The organism is Psittacicella gerlachiana (assembly GCF_003585965.1).
Classification (GTDB): Bacteria; Pseudomonadota; Gammaproteobacteria; order Enterobacterales; family Psittacicellaceae; genus Psittacicella; species Psittacicella gerlachiana.
Genome location: NZ_NRJF01000149.1, coordinates 1 through 3,510 on the forward strand (window position 1 = coordinate 1; position 3,510 = coordinate 3,510).

Sequence of the window (3,510 nt, forward strand, 5' to 3'; positions counted from 1 at the left end):
GGGATATTTAGTAACGTTTAATATGAATTAATTTTACAAAAAACTACCGTTTTCTTTAAAAAAATAGATCTCAATTCTTAAAAAAATCTTCTTATACACTTATTATTTAAAATAAATATAAGGGCTATTAGCTTTAATTTCAAGAGACTTTGCTATAAGCTTAAAAATTTTATTCTTAAAACAAGCTCATAAAATAAGCCAACTCGCTAGCATCAATCTAGCAAGTTGGCTTTTATCTCCAATTATAACTCGATACGACTTTATTTAGCTTAAATTTAGTTCGCTATAGCTTTATATAGTTTTATACTTTCTTATCTGTTACCTGTACGGAAACTTACCCAAGCACGATTTAGTTTTTTCGCTTCTACTTGATTTGCTAATTCCCAAGCATAATCGATATAAGAAATGTAGCTTTCACCTTTATTATTTACGGTAAAGTCAGAACCTGCAATCACTACATTACGTGAAAACTCACCTGCGTCATCAAAAATCGCTGCTGGTGAAACAAATACCCAATTTACTTGTGTATTCACACGGATATCATTTACTAAAGAGTTAGCATGACCAGCGGCAATTGCATAGTACTCTTTAGGAAAGTCTGGGGTTTCAAATAAACGTAAACCAGTTTTTGGTTCAACTACTAATGAACCTGCACCCCCGACAAAGTATAAAGTTGCTGGTGAATTAGCTAATACCTTTAATAAATGAGAATTTACTTGATGATAAGCTGTTACAGCTTCTTCTAGATCACCCGTTAAAATTCCAAAAGCACTAATTACCGCCTCATAACCTAGTACATCTGTAGCTGTTAATTCTAAAACATCTTTTTGTAAGTAATGAGTTAAGAAATCATTTTTGTTTGCTGAACGAGATAAACCTGTTACTTGGTGCCCACGGCTTACTAATTCTTTTGCTACTAAAGAACCTACTTTACCATTTGAAGATACTACTAAAATTTTCATCTTAATATCCTTTTCTATTTTATTGTTTGCCTTTTAATAATTTGTAAATCTTTTGTTGTTCGATTCAAGCCTTGCTTGATAAGTACATTATAGAAAATAAAATATACTGAAAAAAGTAGTTACATTTTTCTTCCATGGTTACAAAAAAGTAATAATTTAGAACTAGCTTTTCCAAATGCTCAAAAATTTTTTTAAATTTTTTTAGTTCATATTTACCATTAACTCTCCCCCTCTAAAAAATCATCAGGCAAGGTAAAGGAGATGATCAAATGTTGTACATTTAACTCTATAACTTTATCCCCATAACTCTCTAAAAATAATCAAATAATGAGGTAACAACATCCTACATTAGAATTCGGACAAAAATCCTAATAAAACCAACTTAGATTTCTAATTCTTGGAAAAATACTCTAATTCCTGAAAAAATAAAGATGATTTTCCCACAAAAGATATTTTTTGCTTTAAAATTAATAATGAAACATAAGTACCAAGAATGAAAATAAAACTTTAGCTTTCCTCCCGAAAAAAATATTAAGCAAACTTGTGTCACCTAAGATTTTTCGGTTGTTTCTCTTAAACTTAGTCGACTCAACTCCGTCTCCTCTAATCTAGCATAGTAAAATCTCCCATCTTGCTATATAATGACAGAGTTTTTTATCTTCTAAAAGAGAAGAAGTATATTCCATAAATACGTGATATTTTTTATCTCTTTACCAATCATGAAACAAGAATTATTATTAAAACTCCGTCTCGCTCTTGCGGTAATTCTCATTGGAGTAATGGCTGGACTTGGAGCAGCCTTTTTAAGTTGGTTAATTCACCATGTTGAGGTTCTAGCCTTTGGTCACTCAGAGACTACCGAACGTATCGTGACTAATGATACTACTTGGCAACGTCGTTTATATGCTTTAGCTATAGGTGGAGTAATTATTGGTCCGCTGTGGGCATGGTTACAACTCAAAGGTAAACCTGTAGTCGGAATTAAAGGGATGATGGAAGGAAAAAAACCTTCTTTTAATGACAACCTTGCTCACTCTTTACTGCAAATCTTCGCTGTAGGAGTCGGAGCTCCAATCGGAAGAGAAGTAGCACCTCGTGAGGTAGGAGCGACTTTTGCAAGTATAGTAAATCGTCTCTGTCGTATTGATGACCCCAAACTATTTTCCGTTCTCGTCGCAAGTGGGGCAGCCGCTGGACTTGCAGGCGTTTACCATGTACCTTTTGCAGGTGCGATCTTTGCCCTTGAAATTCTCATTGGCGTAATTAATATTCCTTATGCCTTAATTGCTTTAAGTACTTCGGTAATTGCAACTTTTGTTGCTCGCATTACCGTATCTCCTGAAGTATTTTACTTAGTACCCCAAATTGAAATGTCTAATGCTCATGTAGCTTGGGCTGCACTACTAGGAGTTCTTGTAGGAATTCCAGCAAAAATCTTTGGACAACAAGTAAAATGGGCTGAAAGCAATAGATGTCATGGTAAAGAACTAATGATTACCTTACCTTTTGTTTTTGTTCTTACGGGGATAGTGGCAATTTGGTTACCAGAGATTCTTGGTAATGGACGTTCAGCAGCTCAATCCGCTTACTGGTTAATTCCAATTGGCTTAGGAGCTTTACTCTTTGTCTTTAAATGGATTATGGTACTAGCTAATCTACGTGCTGGAGCTTTTGGTGGAACCTTAACTCCAGGTTTTGCTCTTGGAGCTCTCTTTGGTTTAGTAGTTGGTGGTCTCATTCATCTCTATGTTCCAAGTATGGATGTAACCATGGCTGCGGTAGTTTGTTCCGGAGCTTTCCTCGCCGTATCCATGAACGCACCGCTTACAGCTTTTGCTTTAACTATTGGCTTTACCGGACAAGGTTTTGATGCCTATGTTCCTTGCTTAGTTGCTGTAGTCTGTGCCATGGCAGTAGGAAATTTTCTTCCTTTAAGCAAAAAACACTAATTTATAACATTAAAATAAAATTGCTTGAGCATAGGCTAACTGCCTATGCTTTTTACATTTAAACTTAGTCTAGATAAAGATAGAAAAAGATCTCATTATCTCTCACAACTAGCTTACGAACCTCAGAAGACTTTCCTTTGCTCTTCCTTTTACAAATCCCACCTTACAAATCCCTTTGTATCTCATCATCACAAAGATATAAAACTTATTTCAAATCTTTACCCCTCAAGTATCTCAACAAACTTACTCTAATTTTTCGGATTTATCCTCGGGTTCATCTCACACCTCAAAACTCAACATGACACAAAAAAAGATCCCCTTGGTTAAGGAGATCTTAAACTATATAAAATTGTTCACATTTGATCTAAAAAAGGATAGAGGTTTCTCTTATCTCCCAAGAGGAAGTAAAAAAGACATGGGAAAATAAGAGGATTTGACATCTTGTTGTTTGAATTGACTTCAACCTCTGTCAACAAGAGGCTTGTTTTAGTCGGCAAAATCATAAACTAAAACTAAGCTTTTGTTTTAAGAAAAACAAAATCACTACTTGTTAATCTTTTAATCTAATAAGTAGGAAATTATAAAATTTTAAATTAAAA

2 protein-coding genes are annotated in these 3,510 nt (G+C 34.2%); one reads left to right on the forward strand and one right to left on the reverse strand.

Annotation, left to right across the window (positions count from 1 at the left end; genetic code table 11):
* Positions 1-311: 311 nt before the first annotated feature.
* Positions 312-962 carry an NAD(P)-dependent oxidoreductase gene (locus tag CKF59_RS05285; RefSeq protein ID WP_119534922.1) on the reverse strand — a complete coding sequence of 217 codons (651 nt, stop codon included), beginning with the start codon at positions 960-962 and terminating at the stop codon, positions 312-314.
* Positions 963-1,681: 719 nt separating this feature from the next.
* Between CKF59_RS05285 and CKF59_RS05290 the strand changes: the two genes are divergently transcribed.
* Entirely contained in the window at positions 1,682-2,911 is a 1,230-nt protein-coding gene (locus CKF59_RS05290; RefSeq protein WP_119534923.1) for a chloride channel protein, read from the forward strand.
* Positions 2,912-3,510 lie beyond the last annotated feature (599 nt).